This window comes from Candidatus Hydrogenedentota bacterium (genome assembly GCA_012730045.1).
Taxonomy (GTDB): Bacteria; Hydrogenedentota; Hydrogenedentia; order Hydrogenedentales; family CAITNO01; genus JAAYBR01.
Window position 1 is genome coordinate 29807 of record JAAYBR010000032.1, and the last position, 22549, is coordinate 52355.

Here is a 22549-nt window from a genome sequence, read left to right on the forward strand (position 1 = left end):
GGAACGCTGCCATGTCATTCACTGGATGGAAGAGGAAACTGCTCATCGCGGCGGGGGCGCTGGCCCTTGGGGTGTTCCTGTTCGCGTACTTCGTGGTCTTTCTCCCCGTGTGGGGCGTTCCCTTCAACGCCCAGCGCCACAGCACCGTGCCCCTGACGCCCGCGTGGGCGCTGGAGCCCTGGATCTGGGAGGACGACCACAACACGGCCGCCTTCACCAACGAGCTGATTGACGGCTATCTCCAGCATGACTTCCCCGTGGGCGCCGTCCTCATTGACAGCCCGTGGTCCCTGCGCTACAACGACTTCGAGGTGGACACGGAGCGCTTTCCCGACCCGGGCGCCTTCTTCCAGTCCGTCAAGGACCGGGGCGTGCGCGTCGTGCTGTGGATGACCTGCTTCGTGGACAGCGAGAGCAAGGACACGGCGGTCACGGATTCCCGCCCGTGGTATGAGGAGGCCCGGAACAAGGGCCACCTCGCGGACACGGGCGAGATCAAATGGTGGAAGGGGCGGGGCGGCCTCATTGACTACACCAACCCCGAGGCCATGGCCTGGTGGCGCGGCATGCAGCAGCAGGTCTTCGACTGGGGTCTGGACGGCTGGAAGCTGGACGGCACGGCCACCTATTTCGGGACGTGGAGGGGAAAAATCCCCTTCCCCTACGCGAAGACCCGCGGCGGCCTCATGACCATGCGCGGCTACATGGACCACTACTACCGCGACGAGTACACCCACGGCCTCACGCAGAACCCCGAGTTCGTCACCCTGGGCCGCGCGCTGGACAGCGTGCTCCCCAAGGCGCACCCCGAGGGATTCGCGCCCCTCGACGCCTCGCCGGCAAACTGGGTCGGCGACAACACGCACACCTGGGAATATGAGTCCCGCGGGCTGGAGCGCGCCCTCACCTGCATCCTCGGCAGCGCCAAGATCGGCTACAACATCGTCGGGTCCGACATCGCCGGGTACCACGGCGACGAGCCCATCCCCGCCAGCCTCTACATCCGCTGGGCCCAGTTCTCCACCTTCTGCGGCCTCTTCCTCAACGGCGGCCACGGCGAGCGCCGCATGTGGATGCGCTCCCCCCTGGAGCTGGAGGTCGTCCGCGAGTACTCCTGGCTGCACTCCGAGCTGGTCCCCTACATGTACAGCCACACCGTCGCCGCCCACCGCGGCGGCAAGCCCCTCATGCGCCCCCTCAAGAACGGAAAATACCATTACCTCTTCGGCGACGACCTCCTCGTCGCGCCCATCTACCGCGACTCCGAGACCTCCGAGGTCGTCCTGCCCGCCGGAAAATGGCGCTACTGGTTCAACGACGCCGAGGTCATCGAGGGTCCCAAGACGTTCACGCGCAATTTCCCCATGGACGAGTACCCCGTCTACGTGCGCGACGGCGCCATCCTCCCCATGAACGTCCGCCGCGACTACACCGGCATCGGCGCGAAGGACTGGGAGGGGATGCTCACCCTCAACATCTACCCCGCCGCCGACAGCCGCTTCACGGTCCACCACACGGACAACCCCGGCGAGCTGACGGTCACGGTCAAGAAGGACCAGGGCGTCTCCGTCAAGCTGGAGGGCGTGGCGAAGCCCCACATCCTCCGCGTGCTCCTCGACGCCAAGCCGGCCGCCGTCTCCCGCGACGGCGCCGCCCTCGCCGAGGGGACCGACTGGACCTACGACGCCGAAAAGCGCCGCCTCGTGGTGAAGTGCCCCCTCACCGCCACGGGACAGTACCTCATCCGCTGAGGGAAGCCCCCGCTCTGACCGGGGTCCATACGGTCCATGCCGTCCATACCGTCCATGTCGTCCCCCGGAGACATGCTAAAATGCGTTGTTCACGGGGACGGGGCGGTTTCCCGCCTCCGCGCCCCCGGGAAGGAATGCTCCGCACATGCCGTTTCGCGTAATTGTGACAGAAGACGACCTGGTCCAGCGGGAGGTGATCGCCGACATCCTGACGGTGGCGGGCTTCTCCGTGCGCCCGTGCGCGGAGGCGCGGGAAGCCCTGGCCGCGCTGGAGGAGGACGACTTTGACATCCTCCTGACGGACATGCGGATGCCGGGCATGGACGGGCTGGAGCTGATGCGGGCCGCGCGCCGGATCCGGCCGGAGCTGGCGGTGGTGATCATGACGGCGCATGCCACGGTGAAGACGGCGGTCACGGCGCTGAAGGAGGGGGCCGCCGACTACCTGGAAAAGCCCTTTGACAAGGACGAGCTGCTGCTGGTGATGACGCGCACGGGCGACCGGGCCGAGCTCCAGCGGCAGAACCTGCGCCTGCGCGAGCTGGTCACCGAGTCGGTGTCCCTGGGCAACATCATCGGCCAGAGCGACGCCATGCGCCAGGTCTTCGAGCGCACCCGCCGCGCCGTCAGCGTCAACAGCACGGTCCTCATCCTCGGCGAGTCGGGCACGGGCAAGGAGCTCATCGCGCGGCACATCCACTTCTCCGGCCCCCGGCGGAACAAGCCGTTCATCGTGGTCAACTGCGCCGCCATCCCCGACACCCTTGTGGAGTCGGAGCTGTTCGGCCACGAGAAGGGCGCCTTCACGGGCGCCGAGGTCAGCCGCCCCGGCAAGTTCGAGCTGGCCAACGGCGGCACCCTCTTCCTCGATGAGATCGGCGACATGCGCCTCGAGAGCCAGGCCAAGCTGCTCCGCGTCCTCCAGGACGGCGTCATCGAGCGCGTCGGCGCGTCCAAGCCCCGCCAGGTGGACGTGCGCGTCATCGTCGCCACCAACCGCAACCTGCGCCAGCGGGTCGAGGAGGGCGCCTTCCGCACGGACCTCTACTACCGCCTCGAGGTCCTCTCCATCGAGCTGCCCCCCCTGCGCGACCGCACCCAGGACCTCCCCCTGCTGGTGGCCCACTTCCGCGAAAAACTCGGGAAGAAACTGGGGATTGCCCCCCCCGTGGTCGTCCCCGACGTCCTGGACGCCTTCCGCCGCTACCGCTGGCCCGGCAACGTCCGCGAGCTGGAGCACACCCTGGAGCAGGCCTTCATCCTCTCCAGCGCGCCGCGCCTCACGGCGGACGACCTCCCCGAGAAACTCCGGACCCCCTCCCCCCAGACCGGCGGATTCCTCCTGCCCCCCGGCGGCCTCGTCATGGAGGACCTCGAGGAGGACCTCATCCGCCAGGCCCTCGACCGCGCCGGCGGCCGCATCAAGGAGGCCGCCGAACTCCTCGGCCTCACCTACAAAACCCTCCAGTACCGCCTCAAAAAGCACGACATAGACCGCACCGCCCCCGCCGCCGACGAGTGACCCCCGCCGGAAGGCGGCCGCCATCGGGGTTTGAGGGGGAAGCCCGTTTCTGTACAATGGGGAAGGACACGTGCCCGCACGACCCGGAATTCGGCGCGGAGAGAATGCTCCGGAACGGCCGCGAACCGCGGCCGGATGCGGCGCGCACACAGGGAGTGCCGAAAATGAAGCATGCCGCCGCAATGATGATCATCGCGCTGGCCGTCCCCGGGGCGTTCGCCCCCGTCCGGGCGGCAGCCCAGGACAACGCGGCCCCCGTGGACATCGGGTCTCGAAGGGAGCTGTTCTGGGATGACGCCCTTCTTGACACCGCCCGGACAACCGCGGTCCTGACACTGCATCATCCCCGGCCGGCGGAGGTGGTCATGGTCTCCGACGAGCCCTGGGAGGGCGACGGCGGCGGGTACTACAACCTCCTCAACGACGACGGCCTCCACCGCATGTACTACCTCGCCGGACAGCAGCTGAACGAGGACGGCACGCGCCTGAGCAGCCAGCCCATGGTCGTCTGCTACGCCGAAAGCCGCGACGGCAGGACCTGGGTCAAGCCCCGGCTGGGAATCTGCGACTTTCGCGGGATGCGGGAGAACAACATCCTGCTCGACGGCGCCACCGCCCTCTTCGACAACTTCTCGGTGTTCAAGGACGCCAACCCCGCCTGCCCGCCGGAGGAGCGGTACAAGGGCGTGGGCGTGGACGGCAACGACCATTTCCTCTGGTGCTTCACCAGCGCCGACGGAATCCACTTCGCCAAGGCGTGGCGCATGACGGACAAGGGAAAGTTTGACACGCTCAACATCGCCTTCTGGGACCGCCACGCCGGGCAGTACCGGTGCTACATCCGCGACTTCCACAATGTCCCCGGCGGCGACCTGAACGCGGGCATCCGCGATGTGCGCTGGATGGTGTCCCGGGATTTCCGGGAGTGGTCCGACCCCGTGCCGCTCGACTTCCGGGGCGCCGACGACTACCCCCTGTACACCAACGCCGTCCAGCCCTACTACCGCGCCGACCATGTCTTCGTCGGGTTCCCCTCCCGCTATGTGGAGCGGGGGGAGTGGACGGGAAACTACGACCAGCTGCCCGGCGTTGAACGCCGCCGGGCTCGCATGCAGGGGCACCCGCGCTTCGGGCTGGCCGTCACCGACTGCGTGTTCATGTCCTCCCGCGACGGCGCGTCCTGGAAACGATGGGACGAGGCCTTCATGACCCCCGGTCCGGAGGGGGAGTTCAACTGGGTCTACGGCGACTGTTACCCGGCGGTCGGCATGATCGAAACCGCAAACGACCGGCCGGGACTCCCCAACGAGATCTCCATGTACGACCCCGAGGGGCACTGGTCCATGCGCCACCACCAGCTGCGCCGCCACACCCTGCGCGTGGACGGGTTTGTCTCCCTCCGCGCCCCCTACACACCCGCCACCGCCGTCACCAAGCCCTTCCTCTTCGCGGGAAAGGCCCTGTCCGTCAACTTCGCCACCTCGGCCCTGGGCTATGTCCGGATCAAACTCGTGGGCGCGGACCGGACGCTTGAGTCCGTCGAGCTCTTCGGCGACGCCCTGGACCGGAACGTCCCCTTCCCCGACGGGGACCTTGCCGCCCTCGCCGGCACGCCGGTCGTCATGGAAATCACCCTGCGCGACGCCGACCTCTATTCGTTCAAGTTCAACGGGGAATGACCGGGGCGGATCACCGGACAAGCGACGGCCCATGTGCTCGCTCCGGGGCGCGGCAAGCGGCGCCCCTACGGGCGGGGATTCCCGCGTCATTGCGTGGGCTCGGGTCCGCGCATGTAGGGGCGCCGCTTGCCGCGCCCTCTTCCCGGGGGGGCGCCGCTTGCCGCGCCCTCTTCCCGGGGGGCGGTGGTTCCCCGCTAGGCGCGGGGTTTTTCGGCGATCCAGAGGCGGGACTGGGCGGTGAGGGGGATCATGCGCCCGGGGAGGAATCCGGCGGCGTCGGTCCACGCCGCGGCTTCGGACACGGCGTAGGTGCCGCCGGCGGGGGTGTTGACGAGCATGATGAGGGCGAAGGTGAGGCTGTAGGGCGGGCCGGTGCGGCCGTCGTCCGTGAGGAAGTCCTTGATGACGAGCATGCCGCCGGGTTCCAGGCTCTGGAAGGCCCTGGCGACGAGGACGCGGTTCTCGTCGGCGCTGAAGCTGTGGATGATGTTCGACATGAAGACGAGGTCGTAGGGGCCGCCCAGGGGGTCGGCGAGGCAGTCCCCGGCAAGGAACCCGAACCGGTCCGCGAGTCCGGCGTCCGCCACCTGCCCCCGCGCGATATCGATGACCGCGGGGCGGTCGAAGAGCGTGGCGCGGAGCGCGGGGTGTTCCCGGAGGAAGGCGATGGAGTAGGTGGCGGGGCCGCCCGCGAGGTCGAGCATGCGGCGGCGGCCGGAGAGGTCCACCGCGCCGAGCACGCTTTGGGCGCTGAACCGCGCGATGTTGTCCATGCCGAGGATGAAGTTGCGCAGGGCGGGGCCGGAGCGCTCGCGCTCGTTGGCCGGGGGGGCGCAGGTGCCGGTGCGCACACACTCCGCGAGGCCGCCCCAGGCGTCCCAGTTTGCGGCGGCATGGCGGATGATGTCGCCCTGCCAGGCGGGCGCGCCCCTCACAAGGCAGGCCTCGGCCATGGGGGTGTTTCCGTAGCGGCCGTCCCCCTTCCAGAGGAGTTCCATGGCGACCAGCGCGTCGAGGAGCATGCGGACGCCGCGCAGGCTGCACCCGGTCTTTTCGGCGACATGCTCCGCCGGGGCGGCGGGGATGAGGTGCGAGAACACGTCCAGTTCGACGGCGGTGAACAGGGTCTGGGACTTCCGGTAGGCGTTGGCAATGCCGCTGAGGGCCGTGCTGTACTCCTGGAGCGGGTCCATGGCGGTCAGTCCATTCTCTCCGGGGGGGTGACGTCAAACTCGGAGGGGGTGGCCTCCGCCTCCGGCGCGTCCCCGTCCGTCTCCGCAGAGTCGGGCGGCCTGGCGTAGGGGTCGGCGTCGGAGGTGCTGTCCGCCGCCGTGTCCGCCGCCGCCGCGCCCTCCGCCGTGACCTCGGGCTTTTTCTCATCGCCCCCCATGAGCGTGTCAATGAGCTTTTCCGGGTCCGTGCGGTTGAGCTTGTCCAGCTCGCGGCGGAGGGGGTTGATCTCGCGGGCGACGTCCGTCTTCACCTCGTCCATGTACCCGCGGACGTCCTTGAAGGCGCGGAGGAACATCTTGGCGTACTGGGGGAACTTCTCCGGGCCGAGCACCACGAGGGCGATCACGGCCAGGAAGATCATCTCGCCCATGCCTATGCCCATGTCAAACATGGAATGACAACTCCTCAGGGGGTTTCGGCCGCGGCGGCCTCTTCATTCTTCTTCTTCCTGCGGAGGACGAGGTAGGACATCCAGATGCTGGCCTCGTAGAGGATCACCAGCGGCAGGAGCATGATGCTCATGGAGAACACGTCCGGCGGCGTCAGGATGGCCGCGGCGACCGCCATGATGACGATGGCGAACTTGCGGTACTCGCGCAGGGACTGCGGGGTGAGCAGGCCCATGTAGACCAGCACCAGCACGACCATGGGAAACTGGAACGCGATGGCGAAACCGGCCAGCAGCTTCACGATGATGCTCAGCGTCTCGGTGACGCGCAGCTGGATCTGCACCCACTCGGGGGTCCATTCCAGCAGGTAGGGGAGGACCAGGGGGAACACGCCGAAATAGGCGACCCCCACGCCGACAATGGCGAGGGCGCTGCACCCGCCCGCCAGAATCTGGACCACGCGGCGCTCGTGCGGGAGAAGCCCGGGGAAGACAAAGGCCATGATCTGGTAGAGGATGAAGGGCAGGGCGAGGAGAAAGCCGCCGTAGCCCGCGATCTTGAACTGGACCACCACAAACTCAATGGGGTTCAGAACGGTCCACTCCATGCTGCGCTTGGGCTTCTGGTCCGGGGCGGCCGGAGGAGCCGCCGCCGGATCCGTCCCGGCCGCGGGGACGGCCGCCGGAGCGGAGATCATGCCGCGCTCGCCCAGCGGGGCCAGGGGCCGGGCCAGCTGCTTGAGGATGACGTCTGACAGGGCGTAGCAGAGCAGCACCGCCACAAACAGCGCCATGATGGAGCGGATGATGCGCGTCCGGAGCTCGCCCAGATGCTCGGTGAACGTCATTCTCTTGTCGTCGTTTTCCATCCGCGGGGGGTTCCTTGGGGCCATGAACCCCCTATTATGGCACACCGCGCGGTGCCGGGGCGATTCACCGGCGGGAACGGCGGCCGCAGGGTGGCGGGTCCCGCCTCAGACGGTGACCCACGCGCCGGGGACGCACTTGTCGCCGAGACGGATTCCGAGGTCGGAGCCCTTGACGCTGTCGAAGTCGGCGCCCGCGGCGGGCAGCTGGAAGACCTCGCCGGGCTTGGCGCGGCGCAGCCGCTCGAGGGCGTAGATGCCCTCGACGGCGGACACCGTGACGCCGGTATCGGCGTTGAGGCGGGCGATCTCGTTGTAGAGGGCCTTGCGGTCCTTGTTCTCCTCGGCGAGGAGCTTCTGGGCCTCGTTGCGCTTCTCGTTGTCGCCGAGGGCGTCGCACTCGCGCAGCTCGAGGTAGCCGCGGTTGTTCTCGCCGAAGCAGCCGGGGGCCTTGAAGGCCTCGACGCGCGGGTTGCGGTCGCGCATGCGCACGGCGATTTCCTTGACGAGGGGGGAGGTGGTGACCTTCAGGGTGTCGGCGTGGACGACGCCCATGGGGCTGAAGAACTGCAGGACGGCGCGGGCGCGCGACTGCGGCCCGGCGGCGGGCTCGGCCTCGAGGCCGGGCAGGGCGTCCGTCTTGCCCTCGACGAAGTCCAGCACGTTCTCCGCCTGGGCGGCGATGTGGCGGATGTCGAGGGTGATGTGGGCGTCTATGCGGTGCTCGGTGCGGATGACGCACCCGACGGTGACAAGAAACAGGGCAACAGCCGCCGCGAGTCCGATTTTCATCCGCATGATCCGCTCTCCTCAGTAGTTTGCCGCCGGTGGCGGCCGTCCGGTGTCCTCGCTGCCATTCTACTGCATCCCGTCCGGATTCGCCACCTCCGCCGACGCGCCGTCGCGGCCCGCCCGCAGCGCCTCCAGCAGCGCCGCCGGATCAGCCTTGATGTCCATCGTCAGGTTCAGGTCGCGGCTCTCCAGCCGGGCCACCCCCTCGATGCGCCCGTCGCGCAGGGCAAGGGTCAGCACCGCCGCGTCAAAGGCCCGCTGGGGGTCGTCGCCGAGCACGTCGCGGATCAGGGCGGTCACCTGTTTCCCGCCGGTCATGGTGGTCACATACTGGCTCGTCAGGAGCTGCTCCACCATGTCCTTGTTCAGCGAGAAGCCGCTGGACGCCGCCAGGTCCACATGCAGGTCGGCCAGTTTCGCGTCGCGCACCAGCAAATCCGCCGTACCGCCGACGCGGCCCGTCAGCACGACCGACGGCGGCTTAAACTCCTGCGTGAACACGGCCAAATCCACGTCGCTGACGGTCATGTCCACCCTCAGGGGCATGCCCTCGTCAACAAGCGCCGCCGTTCCGGTCATTCCCACGCTGCCGCCGAAGACGGCCGCGGTGGCCTCCTCCAGCAGGACTGTGCCGTTTTCCACACGCGTTTTTCCCGCAATGGCCGACCAGCGGGTGCCCGCGACGGTGCAGGATTCGGCGGAAAGCGCGCCCGCCCCAGCCCACCCGCTGTCGGAGCAATACAACTGTCCCGAGGCGGCGACGCCCTCCAGCGCGGCGTCCACCGCCGACAACACCAGACGAGGGAAGGCGGCGCTGTATTCAACGGGCGCGGACCCCTGCGCCGCCGTGCCGCCGAACGCCAGGGCGCCGCAGTGGGCCTCCGCGCGGCCCTCGGCCTCGCGCAGCCAGCCCTTGGACACCAGCGGCCCCAGCCCCGTCTCGAAGGAAAGGCCGCCAAGGACGGCCAGGCCCTCCTGCCAGCCGGCGCTCTCGAGAGTGAAAAGGGTGTCCTCCCCGAGGGCGGCGCGGACCGTGCCCGCATGCAGGCGCAGCGGCGACGGGACGGCGCGCAGGTCGGCGGACAGGGTGGTCTCCATGCCGTAGGGGAGGGACCAGCCGCCGTAGCCCAGCGCCTCCAGTGTGACCGTCACCGGCGCGGTGAGGTCGCCCTTGGCATCCCGGCTCCCCTTCGCGGAGGCCCGGAGCGTGCCCCACAAGTCCGGGAACCCGGCAAGCTTCGCCCAGGGGCCCAGTTCCGTCTCGATGGTGAGGTCGCCGGAAGCCGCGCCTGTTCCGGGCGCAAACCGCAGCTTCTCCGCCGTCGCGCGCGCCGCATCGCCGAAGGCCGCCGACAACGAGCCGGTCACCGCGTCCGGCGTTCCCGAGAGGGATGCCTGAAGGGACAGGGGCCAGTCGTCGGGCAGCGCCGCGCCGCCCCAGCCCGGCGGCGGCGCGGTCAGGGTTCCCTGGACGGTCCATCCACCCGCCGCCGGCAGGGAGACCGCCACCGGGCCGTCCAGCGCGAGCGCCAGCGGGTCCAAAAGTCCGGACCCCGTGATCCCGCGCCACCACGCGGCGGGCGCGAGCTTGGAAAGCGCCGCGTCCAGCGAAACGCCCGCGTCACCGTATTTCATTTTGGCGGTTGCCGACCCGTCGCCGAGGTGCGCGGCGGCGGCGCCTTCGACCCCCTCCTGTCCTGCGGCGCGGACCGCTGAAAACTCCACGGTGGCGGTGTCTGCGGCCAGCGCGGCGGACGCGGTTCCGGCAAGGTTCAGCCCCTCCGGCGAGGAGACCATCTCCGCGTTCCCGGTCACGGATTTCAGGCCGGGAATCCGCGCCAGCGCGGCGGCGGCGGGAACGGCCCCGCCCAGCGCGCCCACGGGGAGCTCCTTCACCCCTGCCCGCACGGACAGGCGGGACGCCGCGGCGTCCTGCGCCACGGACAGCGTCAGCGGCGGCAGGTTTCCAAACGTCACCGACCCGCCAAACGCACCGGGCGCTTCGCCGGGGGCAATGTCCACGGCGAGGTCGCCGGCGGCCCAGGGGGTCTCCAGCGGCCCGACGCGCAATCCGGGCACCGCGGCGCGCAGCGCCAGCGTGTCCAGCGCGGGCGCCCCGCCGCGCCACGCGGCGGCCAGCTTCCCCTGTTCCACGTTCACCGAGGAAAACGCCACAGGGAGGAACGACCCCGCCAGCCGCCCCCACTCGGGGCGGTTCAGCGCGAGCCGCGCGAGGGAGACGCGGAGTTCCCGGTCGCCGCCGGCGGTGCGCGTCTCCAGGGAGAGGTCCGCGGCGTCCCCGGCCTCCGGGCTGTCATAGCGGAGCGACGCCGACGCGCCGTCGGCGCGCAGCTCGGCGGAGAAGGCGGCCTGCTCGCGCAGGCCCGTGAGCCGGGCAAGCGTCTCGCCCCCCCGCTCCAGGATCATGTCGCCGTCCAGCCCCACCCCGCCGGAATACGCGGTGGACGAGGCGAGGGAGACATCGGCCTTCAGCCCGTTGAGCTGAAGCCGGACGCCGCCGTGCCCCGACACGTGCACCGCGCCCCCGGTCACCCGGACCTGCCGGGGCACAAAGCGCTCAATGTCCCAGCCGCTGGAGGGTTGCGCCAGAAAGCGCAGCAGGAAGCCGTAGTTGGCCGCCCCGTCGTCGGCGCGCACCAGCGACAGGATCGGCCGGCGCACCGCCAGGTCGCCGAAGAGCCGGCCCTGTTCCGGCGAAAAGGACAGCGTCATCTCCTCCGCCGTGAGCAGGCACGGCAGGGGCACCTCGGGATCGCGGACGTTCAGATGGGTGACCTGCGCCCCGCCCTGACCCAGGTGCAGCCGTCCCGACACCCGCCCCCCGAGGAAATCCCCGGCCAGCTTGAAGGCCGCGCGGTGCGGAAGTCCCCCCATCCACGCCGCCCCGGCGAGCAGGGCAAGCACGAGCAGCGCGCGGAGGACGCGCCGACGCGGCCGCGCCGGGGATTCGGTGCGTTTGTCAGGGACAGACGGCTGATCCATAAACCCTCAGTGCATGTTCAGGGTGAAAGACCATGTTTTCGCGAAGATGTCCGGCCCGCGCCTTTGAGGCGGCACGGGCTTCCAGCCCGTGGTTTTCGGGCCGCATCCATGACTCAATCCACGGGCTGGAAGCCCGTGTCACCTCTCCGGGGCCGCTCTTTTCCGCTCGTGGCGGGGCGCGGCGGAAAACACGCGTGTCAGCCTTCAAATGTTCAGCCGCGCAGCGCGTCCACGGCGGCGCGGATCGCGCGGATGTGGTCCGGCCCCGTGCCGCAGCAGCCGCCGATGATGCCCGCGCCCGCCGCGGCCAGCGCGGGGACGTTCGCCGCCATGATCTCCGGCGTCTCGGGGTACTCGATGCGCCCGTCGGGATGCTGGAGGGGCCGCCCGGCGTTCGGATGCGCGATGACCGGCGTGTCCGGCGCGGCGGCGCGCAGGGCGGCCACCACCCCGGCCATCTCCGCCGAGCCCAGGCTGCAGTTCGCGCCGAGGATGTGCGCCCCGGCGGCGAGCATCTCCTCCGCCATCTGCTCCGGGCTGACGCCCATCATGGTCCGCCAGCCCGCGTCGGTCTTCCGGTCAAAGGTGAACGACGCCACCACCTCCAGGCCCGTGTTCTCGCGGACCGCGCGCACGGCGATGCCCGCCTCGTCCACAGCGGACATGGTCTCCACCGTCACGGCGTCCGCGCCGCCCTCCTCCAGCGCGACGGCCTGCGCGCGGAAGGCGTCGTACAGCTCCTCCTCCGCCACGTCGCCCATCATCAGCAGCTTGCCCGTCGGGCCCATGGAGGCCATCACATGGCGGTCCGGCCCGGCGGCCTCGCGCGAAAGCCGCGCCGCCGCGCGGTTCAGCTCCGCCACGCGCCCGTCCAGCCCGAAATGCGCCAGCTTGAACCGCGTGCCGCCGAAACTGTTCGTCATGACAATGTCCGCGCCCGCCGCCGCGTACACGGCGGCGATGCCCCGCACATCGTCCGCACGCTCCACGCACCACAGCTCCGGGCATTCCCCCGGCTGCATGCCCTTCGCCACCAGAAAGGAGCCCCACGCCCCGTCCGACACCAGCACCCGGCCGGAGGCCGTCTCTTCGCGCATTGTCTTCATGGCTTTCCTCGTCCTTGGGGTCAAACAGGCCGCCCCGCAGCCCGGTAGAAACAGTGTACACCGCCCCCCCGTCCAAACCCAACGCGCGGGGATGTTTCCCCTTGGGCACCGGATGAGGAAGGACCGTCGAGACGCCCGCAGAGCAACGCGCCTTGTGGATTCACGCCGAACGTGCCTGCGGCAGAGAAGATCAAGGCATCCTCCCATGAGACGCGGAGAACTTGAGGCGTTCAGACAAGAGATTGCCGCGCCGGCCGGGGCGGCCGACTCGCAATGACCGGGCCGGCCGGGGCTTTGGCGGGAGCGAGATTGCTTCGCTACGCTCGCAATGACGCGCGTTTCCCCGTCATTGCGAGCGTAGCGAAGCAATCTCGTTCCCGGATCGGCTCCCTTTCTCACGGTGTCTTGTCCGGCGATCAGGCCTCACCGCGCCTCGGCGAGCGCCTTCACCGCCTCGTCGTCGAGGGCCTCGCGCTGGAAGCGGACGCGGGCGATGTCGCCGTGGAAGCCCTCCAGCTCCGAGTGCAGGGGGTTGCAGCCGACGCCGAGGGCTTTCGCGTCCGTGGCGAGGAGTTCGGGCACGGCGAGGGACGCGGCCTCCGCGCCGTTGACGAAGAGCCGTATCGCCGCGCCGCGTTTCACGACGGCGGCATGGGTCCATTCGCCGCGCGCCACGGGCACGCCGGGCGTCTGGAAGGTGCCCATGGGGTGCTCGATGCGGACCACGAGCTGCCCGCCCGTCAGCGCGAGGCGCAGGGGGTCGCAGCCGCCCTGGTACCACGCGGAGACGATCTCCTGCCAGCCCTTGTTGGCCGGGTCGGGGGCTTCTGCGCGGAACCAGACGGACAGGGTGTGGTTGCGCGTGGGGAAGCCGGGGGCGTCGTAGACCAGCTTGGAGGCCTTGCCGTCGAAGCGCAGGGCGCCGTCCGCCGCGCCGTCGGGGCCGGGCGCGGGGGCGAGCTGTTCGGCGGCCAGCACCGCGCCCGCCGCCGGGTCGGGCGCGCCGCGCAGGGGCGCGTCGAGCACGGTCCCCTTCATGCGCGAGGGCAGCGCGGGGTCCACCGCCACGCAGAGCGGAGAGCCGACGGCGGAAACCACCGCGCCGCCGACATGCGCCCTCACGCACACAAAGACGGGCCCGGCCGCCGCGTCGCGGCCGAATTCGGGGGCCGCATGGGGGACTTCCAGGCCCTCCGCGTGCCAGAGGGCATCGGTCCTTTCCATATCCCGCGCCACGGTCACGTCATACACCGCCCCCTCCTCCGCCGCGGGGGACCACTCCACCATGAGGTCCTCCGGCGGGACGCGCGATCCGGGGACGGGCCAGGTGACGTAGAACGGGGCGGGCGGCGCGTTGCGCACGGGCAGCCAGGACTCGTAGCGGGTGCCGTGGGCGCCCGCGGTGGCGAAGTCCACCAGCGTGAGCGTGCGCCCGTCGGGGGCAACCACGGGGCAGCACACGAGGGGCGCGAACCGGCCCGCGGGCGGGTCGGCGGGTGTCAGGGCCAGCGTGTCCAGGTCGAGTTCCGGGAGGTCTGCCGGGTCGAAGGCGTTGTACTTCTGGTCGTAGGCCAGCAGGAGCGGCCCCCGGTAGAGGGAGCTGCGCCACTGGACATGCGCGTCGCCCCGGAGCGCCCGCGGCCGCATGTCGAAAGTCATCGCGATGACGTCGCCTGGTTTCCACTCCCGCTCCACGCGCAGATAGGCGCCCGCCGCCACACCCGGCACCGCCGCGCCGTTCACCTTCACCACGGTCTCCTTCGACCATCCGGGGATGCGCAGGAAGAGCGCCGCGCGCCGGGGCGTGTCGGGCCGCACCTCGATCTCCAGCTCCCCGTCCGCGGGGTATCCGCCCCGCTGGACAAAGGTCCATTCCTCCGCGCCGTCCGCCCTGGCGGTGAAGGTGCCCGGCCCGTAGTAGTTCAGATGGAGACCGCCCGCCCCCCGCATGACCGCCCAGTCCGACAGCATCGCCAGGCCGCGCGGGCCGTTCACGGAGCAGCAGTTCAGCTCCGGCGTGCCGGGGCGCGACTGGAACACGATGGAGTGCGCGGACGCCGGGCGCTTGCCGTTCATGGGCGTGTCGTAGGTGCACCACCGGCCGCTGGGGTGCTCGTAGCCGAGGACGGCGTTCCAGAAGGCCAGCTCCAGCGCGTCGGCGACGGCGGGGTCGGCGGACAGGCGCAGGGCCTCGACGGAGTACGCGATCCACGCGACGGTGCAGCAGGTCTCGATGGACCCGGGCATGAAGGGGTTGCCCGTGGCCTGCTCGTTGGTGGAGAAGCTGCCGGAATTGTGGACGTCGTGCGCGCGGATGCTGCGCCACCAGTGCAGGAGGGCGTCGCGGTATTTCGCCTCCCCGGTGATGCGGAACAGCTCGCCCAGGCCGAGCATGGGGTGCAGGCTCTCCCAGCGCGGCTTCGGCGACTGGTAGAACTCCGTCCCCGCGAGGGCGGCGTTCAGGTAGTCCCCCGCCGGGGGCCGCGCCCAGTCCTCCTCGATGGCCCGCATCATGCGCAGGTACTCCGGCTTCCCCGTCTCGCGGTGGAGCAGGCCGAGGCTGTGGATGACCGCCATGTTCATCTCCGCCGACCCCGCGTCCAGCACGCGGCGGCCCGTGTCGAGATAGGTGGCGCAGACGAGGTCGGCGGCCCTGCACGCGGCGGCGAGCGCCGCCCGGTCGCCCGTCTCGGCGAACCAGGTGTGCAGGGCGAGCATGGCGTGGTAGTGCCCCCACAGGTCCCAGTGGCCTAGGAGGCGCTCGCCCTTCCGGAAGGGGCCGAGATAGCCGTCCGCGTCCTGCGTGGCGACCAGCTCCGCGATGAGGCCGCGGGTCATTTCGTCCAGCGCCGCGCTGTCCGAAATCCGCCGCATGAGCACCGCCGACGTGAGGAACTTGCCGATGAACTCGCCCGCCCACGGCACCGGGTCCTCATAGTCCGGCGCGCGGTCGCGCAGGCGCATCATCTCCAGCATGCCCGGATTCGCGTCCGGCGCGGGCAGGAGCCACTGGTCCACAATGGCGTCCACATACCGCCCCGCATGCCCCTCCAGCGACGCCGTCAACGGCGCGGGCGTCAGCAGGTCCGCCCCCGCCGTCCCCGCCCCGTCCGCCGCCGACAGCACGCACACCAGCACACCGATCATCCCCGTCATGGCGTCTCTCCCAGTGGGGGCCCCACAGGCGCGGCCCGCCAACCATGGTACTCCCGGGCACCCCCGACGAAAAAGCGGATTCCTACAGACGCCGGGCACCCATCCAGACGCTCCCGCATCACCGGATACGCGACGGCCTTCGTGTCCGCTCCAGGGCGCAGCAAGCGGCGCCCCTACGGCCTCCTGCCTTGGGCTCACGCAACGGCGCGGGAGTCGCCATCTGTAGGGGCGCTGCTTGCTGCGCCCTCTTCTTTCGCGACATGACCGTCGCACCCTTCGGGTGACGGGTATTCTGCATGATGGCGTGCATTTCACCGCGTTCCCACGGGGATGGGTTTTTCCGGGGGCGTTCGGCTACAATGCCGGGGCGGGCCGCGGGGGTCGCGGCGCAAGAGAGGGACCATGCCATGACGGTGCTTGCGGGTTGGGACTGGGCGATCATCGCGGTGTATTTCGGGGCGGTGGCGGGGATCGCCCTGTGGGCGTCGCGCAACCAGAACACGTCGGCGGACTATTTCCTGGCGGGGCGCGACGTGGGGTGGTTCGCCGTGGGGGCGTCGCTGTTCGCGTCGAACATCGGGTCGGAGCACCTGGTGGGGCTGGCGGGGGCGGGGGCGAAGAGCGGGATGGCGATGGCGCACTATGAGCTGCACGCGTGGTGCATCCTGGTGCTGGGGTGGGTGCTGGTGCCGTTCTACTACCGCTCGGGCGTGTTCACGATGCCGGAGTTTCTGGAGCGCCGGTACAACCCGGCGGCGCGGTGGATCCTCTCGATCGTGAGCCTTACGGCCTATGTGTTCACGAAGGTGAGCGTGACGGTGTACGCGGGGGGCACGGTCTTCGCGACGCTGTTCCCGGACGTGAACATCGCGGGGCTGGACAGTTTCTGGGTGGGCGCGCTGGCGACGGTGATCCTGACGGGCATCTACACGGTGGTGGGCGGCATGAAGGCGGTGGTGTACACGGACGCGATGCAGGCGGTGGTGCTGATTGTCGGGTCGCTGACGATCACAGCGCTGGGCCTGTGGCATCTGGGCGGCTGGGCCGAGCTGCGGGCGCAGTGCGGCCCGACGCACTTCAACATGTGGCGGCCCTGGAACGACCCGGATTTCCCGTGGCCGGGCATGCTCTTCGCCGCGCCCATCGTGGGGCTGTGGTACTGGTGCACGGACCAGTACATCGTGCAGCGGACGCTGGCGGCGCGCAACCTGACCATCGCGCGGCGGGGCACCATTTTCGGCGCCTATCTGAAACTGACGCCCGTGTTCCTGTTCATCGTGCCGGGGATGATCGCCTACGCCCTGGCGAAGAAGAACCTGCTGGTGCTGGAAAGCCCGGACCAGGCCTTCCCCGCGCTGGTGTCGCAAATCCTGCCGGTGGGTGTCAAGGGGCTGGTGATCGCGGGGCTGCTGGCCGCGCTGATGAGCTCCCTGTCCGCCCTGTTCAACTCCTGCTCCACCCTCTTCACGGTGGACATCTACCAGAAGCTGAAGCCGCGGGCGTCGGAGCGGGAGCTGGTGACCGTCGGGCGCGTCGTGACCGCCGTCGTCGTGGTGCTCGGCATCGCGTGGATCCCCGTGATGAAGATGGTGGCCGGGGCGCTCTACGAGTACCTCCAGAGTGTGCAGTCCTACCTCGCGCCGCCCATGACGGCCGTGTTCTTCCTTGGCGTCTTCTGGAAGCGGCTCAACGGAACGGGGGCGGTCGCCGCGCTGGGGGCGGGCTTCGCCCTGGGCCTGCTCAAGCTGGCATGCCAGGTCTACGCGAACAGCTTCGAGCCGGCGGCGCTGGAGGCGCTGTCCGGACCGATGGCCCTCGCCGCGGCCTATGGCCACATCAACTTCCTGCTCTTCTGCGTGTTCCTGTTCGTGTTCTGCTGCGCCGCCCTGGTCGTGGTGAGCTACGCCACCGCCCCGCCGGACGAGAAGCGGATCACCGGCCTCACCTACGCCACCGTCACCGCCGAGGGCCGCGACGAAATCCGCGCGGGCTGGAACCGCTGGGATGTCATCCACACCTGCATCGTGCTGGGGCTGATCCTGGGCGTCTACCTCTACTTCACGGGGTGAGCCGGGGCGGCCGGGCCATGGACGAGATGGACGGCATGGACGCTATGGACTGAGAGGGCTGGGCAACGGCGCCGCCGTTATGTCCATCCCGTCCATACAGTCCATATCGTCCATTCCCCCTACGGCTTCAGCGCCTCCCCGGTGGTCGTGAAGGTCAGCCGGGCGCGGACGGGGCCGTCCTTTTGCGGGTCGGCGGCGAAGGCGCAGACCGTGTCCCCCGCCGCGAGCAGGGGCAGCACGCCGAGGGGCACGATGTCGGCCTTGAACGCGCCCCGCGCGTCGTACACCTTGCAGTCCGCGAAGTCGTTGTATTCCAGATACTCCCCGGCCTCGAGCGTGACGGGGAAGACAACGGTCTCGCCGCCCATGAGGAGGAACGGGTTCGCCACCACGCCCGCGCGCAGTTTCACGGCATGCACCGGCCCCAACTTCGCCGTTACGGTTTTCCCCTTGGGGAGGTTGGTGACGCCGACACTCATGGAGGCGATGCTGGCGTAGTCCACCCAGATGTGGTACATGGGGTAGAGGAAGCCCGTGAGCCGGTCGGGGTCGGCGGCCCAGTCGCCCCGGCGGCGGGTGTGGGGCCATTCCCAGGTCGCCAGCCGGTCGGACTCCGGCTCGACGAGGAGCACCTGCCGCCGCCCCTTGAAGTCCAGGGGGATGTAGTGGTCGGCGATGCCGCCGCCCAGATGCTCCGAGGCCCGGAGCTGCACGTTGAGCACCGCGCCCTGGCCATCGCCCTCCACCGTAAGCGCCAGCCCCCGGTGGGTCAGGTCGAGGGGCGCGGCAAACTCCGACCGGAAGGCGGCCCACGCGCGGCCCGGCTCGGCGGAGGCGTTCTTCGCCGTCAGCACCGCCGCGGGTCCGGGGGCGAGGGTGGCTTCCACCCCCTGCTGGGCGGTGGCGGGGGCGAATTCGCCGACGCCCTGAAAATCCGTCAGTACCAGCGTGTCGGGGGAGGCGGGGTCCCCGGCCGACAGCAGCGCCTCGATGCGGAGCCGCAGGGGCTGCTCGCCGTGGGGGTTGGCCACCGTCACCTCCGCGGGCGCACCCGTCACGGTGACGGTGTGGCGGGACCGGTCCAGGGGGAGGAACTTTCCGTCTGCCTTGGGGTCGAGGGTGAACTCCTTCCCCGGGGCGGCCAGTCGCGCCCGCACGGAAACGGGCACGGTGCCCGCCGCACGCAGGGCCTCGTAGCGTTTGGCGATGCCGGCGAAACGCCCCGCGCCGCCGGTCTTCAGGGTCTCCGGCGTCACCCCTGCGATGTAGGAGAGGCTGCTGTCCGTGGCGAGGGCCTTGGCGCAGACATACTCGATGTCCTCGGGGAAGCTGCGCTCCGGCTGCACGCCGCCCCACCCGAACACGCCCCACCACCCGAGATGGACGGGCAGGAAGGACGCCTCCCAGCGCCGGTTGTGGAGGACATGGGCGTCCACGAAGTCCCGGGCACCCCGTGCGGGGCAGTCCCACGCGCCCATGCGCGAGCGCAGGGGCCACAGGTGGTGGAAAAAGGTGCTCATCTCCATGACGGCGGGCCGGTCGAGGCGGCGGGCCAGCTCATGGGTGAACTTCGCGGCGTAATGCCACGCGTGCGGGCCCCCTGCGAGGGTGTCCGCGCCGTCCAGCGCGTCGAGATAGAGCATGTCGAAACCGCATTCGTTGAACAGGTCCGCCGTGCGCCGCGCGACCTCGGTGAACAGGGTGGAGTCGCCCTTGGGGACGAAGAGGCCGAAGCACTCCTTGAGGTGGGCGGCCTTTGCCCCGCGCGCGTGCCGCGCGGCCTTGGTGCCCAGCGCGCCGCGCGTGCAGCCCGTGAAGGCGTAAGGCGCCTCCTTCGACACGCCGGTGTACGTGATCAACTCGTCGCCCACGCGGAGCGTGGCGCTGTTGCGCACCTGGAACCCCGTGACGGCGGATAGGGTTGCCGTGTCCTCGTTCACCGCCACCTCCGTCGCGTCGGCGCCCAGCCCCTCCGCGAGGGTGAACACGGCGTCGGTGTCGAGCCGGTCATCGGGAACGGGCGTGACCCAGGGGGTCTCCTTGGCGATGAAAAAGGCGTAGGTGTGGAGTCCGGCGGCGAGGCCCGCCGCGTGGATCGTGTCCACGACGGCCTTGAGGCTGTCCCGCCCGCGCGGGTACACGTCGCGGTTCACCTCGTAGTCGCCCCAGCGGAACGCGTGGCCGCCGTGCAGGTCGAGCTGCGTCGCGCCGACGCTGTGGGCGGCCTGGATCCAGTACGCGACGTTGGCCTCCGTCACGTCCTCCGTGGCGATGAGGTACGAGCCCCGGTTGATCTTCGCCTCCTGCGCCCAGGGGCCGCCCAGGGGGGAGTGCTCCAGGCCTTCGGCGGACTGGAGCGCCTCTTTCAGCGCGTCGCGGAGCCCGGCCATGGGCGCGGCGACCACGGCGCCTTTGGCCCCCCGGAACCCGAACCGCTCCGGGGCGGTGAACCCCGTGAGGCCCGGGCAGAGGCCGGGGATTTGCGCGCAGTTCGTCTCCAGGTTCAGCGCGAGCGGGCTGACCGCGAAGGGTTCGTCGGGCGCGCCGCGCAGGGTGGTGGGGATCTGGGCGAACACCAGCTCGGCCGCGCGCTCGCAGGTGAGGGAGGACACCTCGAATTCAATGCGGCGGAACGCCGAAGTGACGCAGAAGACGGCGCGGCCTTTGATGTCCGCGAACTCCAGCGTGAGCTGCCCGTTCTCATACGAGGCCGATGTCGCGGGAAACGTCTCGCCGCCTCGCCGCACGGCGGCGAAGGGGACCCCCGTGTCCGGAACGCCGTAATCCTCCCCGGCGCGCATGTCCATCACCCCCGTGGCGCGCGCGTCCGCCGAAAGGATCAGGGCAAAGGAGTCCGTTTGCAGATAGATGTCACCCGCCACCCGGGGGGCGTTGCCCGCCGCGGAAAGCGCCAACACCAGCGCGGAAAGTGCCGACAGCATCATAGGACCACCCCGTCCCGCGGGAGACGGCGCCCCGGGGGAAGTCCCGGAAAGACCCGCTCCGCCACCCCCCTATCATACATTCCCGGTGCGCCCCGCGCACACACGAAAACACCGGGCAATCCCCGTGCAGGGGCGCCGCTTGCTGCGCCCTGGAGCGGACGCATGGGCCGTCGCTTATCCGGCGGTCCGGGTTCGCCGGGCGCGGGTGGACTCTTCCCGCGCCGGGGCCCCACAATAAGGCGGAGCTTCCGGCGCCGGAACTTTCCGGGCCGGGCGGTGTTACAAGGGGCAGGTTGATGGAGCGGCCCATGCAGGACACGGAAGACTGGGCGCTGGCGTTCCGCGCGCGGGACGGCGACACGGACGCGTTCGCGCGGCTGGTGCGGCGCTATCAGCGGCCGGTGGTCCATTTCTGCGCCCGCATGACCGGCTCCCTCGAGGACGCGGAGGAGGTCGCCCAGGAGGTGTTCCTGGGGCTCCACCGCAGCCTGCCGACACTTGAACCGAGGGCGCGGCTCTCCACCCTCCTCTTCGGCATCGCCCGGAACCTGTCGCTGAACTGCATCCGCAACGGGAAACGGCGCGGCCGCGACCGCATGGTGTCGCTGGACGCGGCGCCGGTGGATTATGCGGGCGGCGTGACGCCGGACCGGCACGCCGAGGCGTCGGAGCTGGGCGGCCTGCTGGAGGCGGCGCTCCTGCGCCTGCCGGAGGACCAGCGGGAGGTGCTGCTGCTGCGCGAATACGAACACATGGACTACGGGGCCATCGCCGAAACGGTCGGATGCCCCGTGGGCACGGTGCGGAGCCGCCTCGCCCGCGCGCGGGAAAGCCTGCGCCGGGAACTGGAGGCCTGGGACCACGGATCATGAATCACCGGCATGCGAGCGATTGGCCTGTAGGGTGTGTCAGAGCGGAGGCATTCCGACAAGAGATTGCCGCGGCGGCCGGGGCGCCGCCTCGCAATGACGCGCTGCGCGCCGGCCTTCTTGATGCCGCCGCGTCCCCCCGTCATTGCGAAGGAGCGGAGCGACCGAAGCAATCGCGCCGACGCCGGATCCACCGACCAAGTCCCCGTCATTGCGAAGGAGCGGAGCGGCTGAAGCAATCGCGCCGACGCCGGATCCACCGACCAAGTCCCCGTCATTGCGAAGGAGCGGAGCGACTGAAGCAATCTCGCCGACGCCGGATCCACCGACCAAGTCCCCGTCATTGCGAAGGAGCGGAGCGACTGAAGCAATCGCGCCGACGCCGGATCCACCGACCAAGTCCCCGTCATTGCGAAGGAGCGGAGCGACTGAAGCAATCTCTTGCCCGCCACGGCCTCCGTTCGTGCCTTGTCTTGTCCGGCAACAGGGAGCGAAGCGAATCATGAACAGGGAACACGGGCTGACACAGGAAGACCTGGAGCGGATCGGCGCGATCCTCGACGGCGAGGGCGCGGACCCCGCGGCGGACGCCGCGTGGCTGGCCGCCAACCCCGCCCGCGCGGCGTATCTGGAACAGATGCGGGCGCTGCGCGGCGCGCTCGCGCGCCTGTCCGCCCCGGAGGTCTCCCCCGGGTTCGCGGAGCGGGTCTGCGGGCGCATCCCCCCGCTGCGCGGGGAGCATGCCGCGCGCTTCCGCCGGGTCACGGTGACCGTGACCGCGCTGGCGGCCTCGCTCGCGGTGATCGCCGGGGGCGCGTGGGTCGCCCTGTCCCTGGAGGATCCCGCGCCCGCCCCGGCGGCCCTCCAGTTGGCCGCCCCGCCGACAGGCGAAGACGCGGAACTCCCAACCCCGGAAACGCTCTGGCCCTTCGAGGACGGCATGGCCGAGGTGCTGGAGGCAAGCGAGACGCTGACGGACGCCGAACTGGTCGCCGCGCTGGCGCTGGAGGAGGACGGCGCGGCGGCGGACGCGTGGCTGGACGCCGAGGGAAACGGGGGCGTGTGGGCCCTGTATGAGGAGGCGGAACTGCTGGCTGACGAAAACGCGGAGGCGCTGGCGCCCCTGCTTCGGAGGGGCGCGCCGCTCGTCTAGCGCGGCGCCCCGGCGCA

General features: G+C 70.3%; 14 protein-coding genes. 6 read left to right on the forward strand and 8 right to left on the reverse strand.

Annotation, left to right across the window (positions count from 1 at the left end):
• The first annotated feature begins 11 nt into the window (after positions 1 to 11).
• The 3 genes from GXY15_03380 (at position 12) to GXY15_03390 (ending at position 4952) form a co-directional block, all read left to right on the forward strand.
• Positions 12 to 1751 carry a glycoside hydrolase family 31 protein gene (locus GXY15_03380; protein NLV40256.1) on the forward strand — a complete coding sequence of 580 codons (1740 nt, stop codon included), beginning with the start codon at positions 12 to 14 and terminating at the stop codon, positions 1749 to 1751.
• Positions 1752 to 1896: 145 nt separating this feature from the next.
• Complete coding sequence (locus GXY15_03385) at positions 1897 to 3273, forward strand: sigma-54-dependent Fis family transcriptional regulator (GenBank protein ID NLV40257.1); 1377 nt, start codon at positions 1897 to 1899, stop codon at positions 3271 to 3273.
• Between the two features lie 164 nt (positions 3274 to 3437).
• Positions 3438 to 4952, forward strand: a complete 1515-nt coding sequence (locus tag GXY15_03390) for a hypothetical protein (protein NLV40258.1) — start codon at positions 3438 to 3440, stop codon at positions 4950 to 4952.
• Between the two features lie 194 nt (positions 4953 to 5146).
• Here GXY15_03390 and GXY15_03395 read toward each other — a convergent pair whose 3' ends face one another.
• The 7 genes from GXY15_03395 to GXY15_03425 all read right to left on the reverse strand — a co-directional run bounded on the left by GXY15_03395 (position 5147) and on the right by GXY15_03425 (position 15496).
• Positions 5147 to 6145: a methyltransferase domain-containing protein gene (locus GXY15_03395; protein ID NLV40259.1), complete on the reverse strand. Its 999-nt coding sequence runs from the start codon at positions 6143 to 6145 to the stop codon at positions 5147 to 5149.
• 5 nt (positions 6146 to 6150) lie between these two features.
• The gene (tatB, locus tag GXY15_03400; protein ID NLV40260.1) at positions 6151 to 6576 is read right to left on the reverse strand and encodes a twin-arginine translocase subunit TatB; all 426 of its coding nucleotides are present in this window, start codon (positions 6574 to 6576) and stop codon (positions 6151 to 6153) included.
• Positions 6577 to 6590: 14 nt separating this feature from the next.
• On the reverse strand, positions 6591 to 7442 hold the full coding sequence (tatC, locus tag GXY15_03405) for a twin-arginine translocase subunit TatC (protein ID NLV40261.1): 852 nt from the start codon (positions 7440 to 7442) through the stop codon (positions 6591 to 6593).
• Between the two features lie 105 nt (positions 7443 to 7547).
• The gene (locus tag GXY15_03410) at positions 7548 to 8237 is read right to left on the reverse strand and encodes a YdbL family protein (protein ID NLV40262.1); all 690 of its coding nucleotides are present in this window, start codon (positions 8235 to 8237) and stop codon (positions 7548 to 7550) included.
• Positions 8238 to 8297: 60 nt separating this feature from the next.
• Positions 8298 to 11234 (reverse strand): hypothetical protein, encoded by a 2937-nt coding sequence (locus tag GXY15_03415; GenBank protein ID NLV40263.1) that lies wholly within the window; start codon positions 11232 to 11234, stop codon positions 8298 to 8300.
• 212 nt (positions 11235 to 11446) lie between these two features.
• Positions 11447 to 12340: a methionine synthase gene (locus GXY15_03420; GenBank protein NLV40264.1), complete on the reverse strand. Its 894-nt coding sequence runs from the start codon at positions 12338 to 12340 to the stop codon at positions 11447 to 11449.
• Between the two features lie 423 nt (positions 12341 to 12763).
• Positions 12764 to 15496, reverse strand: a complete 2733-nt coding sequence (locus GXY15_03425) for a hypothetical protein (protein ID NLV40265.1) — start codon at positions 15494 to 15496, stop codon at positions 12764 to 12766.
• 407 nt (positions 15497 to 15903) lie between these two features.
• Here GXY15_03425 and GXY15_03430 point away from each other — a divergent pair, with 407 nt between their 5' ends.
• Positions 15904 to 17565, forward strand: a complete 1662-nt coding sequence (locus GXY15_03430; protein NLV40266.1) for a sodium/solute symporter — start codon at positions 15904 to 15906, stop codon at positions 17563 to 17565.
• Between the two features lie 119 nt (positions 17566 to 17684).
• Here GXY15_03430 and GXY15_03435 read toward each other — a convergent pair whose 3' ends face one another.
• Entirely contained in the window at positions 17685 to 20510 is a 2826-nt protein-coding gene (locus GXY15_03435; protein NLV40267.1) for a hypothetical protein, read from the reverse strand.
• 308 nt (positions 20511 to 20818) lie between these two features.
• On the opposite strand from GXY15_03435, the gene GXY15_03440 reads away from it, so the two are divergent.
• Positions 20819 to 21382, forward strand: coding sequence for a sigma-70 family RNA polymerase sigma factor (locus GXY15_03440; GenBank protein NLV40268.1), 564 nt, complete (start codon positions 20819 to 20821; stop codon positions 21380 to 21382).
• A gap of 499 nt (positions 21383 to 21881) precedes the next feature.
• Positions 21882 to 22532: a DUF3379 domain-containing protein gene (locus GXY15_03445; protein ID NLV40269.1), complete on the forward strand. Its 651-nt coding sequence runs from the start codon at positions 21882 to 21884 to the stop codon at positions 22530 to 22532.
• Positions 22533 to 22549: the final 17 nt, after the last annotated feature.

What these genes read in the sequence shown, in the direction of transcription:
- GXY15_03380 (NLV40256.1), top strand. Translation starts at nt 12, where the DNA reads ATGTCATTCACTGGATGGAAGAGGAAACTGCTCATCGCGGCGGGGGCG.
- GXY15_03385 (NLV40257.1), top strand. Translation starts at nt 1,897, where the DNA reads ATGCCGTTTCGCGTAATTGTGACAGAAGACGACCTGGTCCAGCGGGAG.
- GXY15_03390 (NLV40258.1), top strand. Translation starts at nt 3,438, where the DNA reads ATGAAGCATGCCGCCGCAATGATGATCATCGCGCTGGCCGTCCCCGGG.
- GXY15_03395 (NLV40259.1), bottom strand. Translation starts at nt 6,145, where the DNA reads ATGGACCCGCTCCAGGAGTACAGCACGGCCCTCAGCGGCATTGCCAAC.
- tatB (NLV40260.1), bottom strand. Translation starts at nt 6,576, where the DNA reads ATGTTTGACATGGGCATAGGCATGGGCGAGATGATCTTCCTGGCCGTG.
- tatC (NLV40261.1), bottom strand. Translation starts at nt 7,442, where the DNA reads ATGGAAAACGACGACAAGAGAATGACGTTCACCGAGCATCTGGGCGAG.
- GXY15_03410 (NLV40262.1), bottom strand. Translation starts at nt 8,237, where the DNA reads ATGCGGATGAAAATCGGACTCGCGGCGGCTGTTGCCCTGTTTCTTGTC.
- GXY15_03415 (NLV40263.1), bottom strand. Translation starts at nt 11,234, where the DNA reads ATGGATCAGCCGTCTGTCCCTGACAAACGCACCGAATCCCCGGCGCGG.
- GXY15_03420 (NLV40264.1), bottom strand. Translation starts at nt 12,340, where the DNA reads ATGAAGACAATGCGCGAAGAGACGGCCTCCGGCCGGGTGCTGGTGTCG.
- GXY15_03425 (NLV40265.1), bottom strand. Translation starts at nt 15,496, where the DNA reads ATGACGGGGATGATCGGTGTGCTGGTGTGCGTGCTGTCGGCGGCGGAC.
- GXY15_03430 (NLV40266.1), top strand. Translation starts at nt 15,904, where the DNA reads ATGACGGTGCTTGCGGGTTGGGACTGGGCGATCATCGCGGTGTATTTC.
- GXY15_03435 (NLV40267.1), bottom strand. Translation starts at nt 20,510, where the DNA reads ATGATGCTGTCGGCACTTTCCGCGCTGGTGTTGGCGCTTTCCGCGGCG.
- GXY15_03440 (NLV40268.1), top strand. Translation starts at nt 20,819, where the DNA reads ATGCAGGACACGGAAGACTGGGCGCTGGCGTTCCGCGCGCGGGACGGC.
- GXY15_03445 (NLV40269.1), top strand. Translation starts at nt 21,882, where the DNA reads ATGAACAGGGAACACGGGCTGACACAGGAAGACCTGGAGCGGATCGGC.